Source organism: Bradyrhizobium sp. 25ACV, assembly GCF_054863005.1.
On the sequence record NZ_JAVAYO010000036.1, the window covers coordinates 1 to 2,149 of the forward strand.

1 protein-coding gene is annotated in these 2,149 nt (G+C 64.0%); it reads left to right on the top strand.

Going from position 1 to position 2,149, the window contains the following annotated elements:
• Positions 1-407: 407 nt before the first annotated feature.
• On the top strand, positions 408-2,149 hold a 1,742-nt coding region (locus tag RAD04_RS38450), incomplete at its 3' end, for a methyl-accepting chemotaxis protein (protein WP_461627937.1).

Below are 2,149 nucleotides of genomic sequence, written 5' to 3' on the forward strand. Positions count from 1 at the left end.
TCAACCGCGGCGCCGCCGAGACCGGCTCGGCCTCGGAGGAGGTGCTGCACTCGGCCAAGACGCTGTCATCCGAAAGCACCCGCCTGCGCGCCGAGCTCGATCGCTTCATGGGGAATATCAGAGCGGCGTAGGGCTGACTGCTGCCTCTGAAGTTCGCGCCGCCGCCTCATACTCCGCTGTCGTCCCAGGGGCCGACGGCGGAGATTGGCGCCGGCACTCAATTTATGACGGCATTTGTAACGGCGCGAGAAAGCGCGCCTTAACGAATCCCCGCGTCACCTAACCGCGAGTTGCGGCGCCACAAATTTACCACAGCTTATCCTTTGCCGATTACCGTGCGGGCGAGTCAGGAAGCGGGCTGCTTCCGGGCTGCGCCTGGTTTTCCGCGAATGGAATGGGGTGGGGGAATGTCGGTTAAGTCCAAGTCGAAGTCGAACCAATCGAAGCTGCCAACCTTGCGTTTTCGCGCAAAAATCATCCTCGGCTTCGTGGCGGTGCTAGCCATCCTCGCCGTCAGCATGGCTTTCGCCTATTTCGGCTTCGAGCGGATCCAGGCCGCCGTGGCTTCCTACCGCACCAGCGTGTCGGAAGCCGACCTCGCGCGGACGGTCGATCGCGACCTCATCGCCTATCAGGGACTGGCTCGGGCCTATACGCTGACGGGCGCGATGGATGACGAGACCGCAGCCAAGGCCGCCGAAGACAATCTGAAGAGCGCGATCGCCAAGTCGATGTCCGCCACGACCGGCGCCGCCCGCCGTGAGCAGGTCGGCAAGCTGGAAGCCGAGTTTCAGCGCTTCACGAAGGTGTTCGGCGAGATCATCGTCCTGACGCGCGAGAACAACAAGATCGCGGCCGATGAGCTCAACAGCGTCGGCAACAAGATCCGTTTCAAGTTCGACGATCTCGCCGATACTGCCGCGCTGGCGGGGCTGGCATCGGTCCAGACCACGGCCAAGGACATCACCTCGCAATATCTGGCTGTCTCCACCTCGGTCAGCGCCTTCGTGGCCAAGCCGGAGCCGAAGACCGCCGATGGCGTGATCGCACGCATCAAATTCCTGGAGACCCTGCTGGTCTCGATCTATGCCAGCGACCAGAAGATCACCGACCGCGTCACCGAGATCGGCAATCTGCTGAAGCAGTACCGCACCTCCTTCTCAAAGCTGACCGAGAATGTGAAGATCATCGTCAAGTCGAACGGTGAGATGACCAAGACGGCGGCAACCATCCTCAAGCTCTCGGCCGAGCTGCGTTCGGATTTGACCGCTGACCAGCAGCGCATCGAGGCGAGCGCCAACGCGACGATCGGAGAGACCGAGCAGCTGATGCTGATGATGGCGCTCGGCGGCCTTGCGATCGGTGCCGTGCTGGCCCTGTGGCTCGGCAACGGTATCTCGCGTCCGATGATCGCGATGTGCAAGGCGATGCGTGAGCTGGCCTCGGGCAATTTCGACGTGGTGCTGCCGGGTCTCGGCCGCAAGGATGAGATCGGCGAGATGGCCGGTGCGGTCGAGGAGTTCAAGGTTCAAGCCGTGGCCAAAGCCGAGCGCGATGCCGCTGCCAGCGAAGCCCAGAACAGGGAGCAGGCCGCAAGCCGCCGCTCCGAGCTGATCCGCTTCGCCGATGATTTCGAAAGCGCGGTCGGCGCCATCGTATCCAACGTGTCGGCCTCGGCCGTGCAGCTGGAATCGGCCGCGTCCACGCTGACCCGCACTGCCGAGACCACCCAGAGCCTGTCGAGCCAGGTCGCCGGCGTCTCCGAGCAGGCCTCCTCCAACATGCAGTCGGTCGCCACCGCGACGGAGGAACTGTCGGCCTCGGTCGAGGAGATCGGCCGCCAGGTTCGCGACTCCAGCCGGATTGCGGAAGCTGCCGTCGTCCAGGCCAAGGAAACTGACGGGCGCATCGGCAAGCTGTCGCATGCCGCCCAGCAGATCGGCGAAGTCGTGAAGCTGATCACGGCGATTGCCGAGCAGACCAACCTTCTCGCGCTCAATGCCACCATCGAGGCGGCGCGTGCGGGCGAAGCCGGGCGTGGGTTCGCCGTGGTTGCCAGCGAAGTGAAGTCGCTGGCGAGCCAGACCGCGAAGGCGACGGACGAGATTTCCTCGCATATCACGGGCATGCAGGGGGCCACCGCCGAATC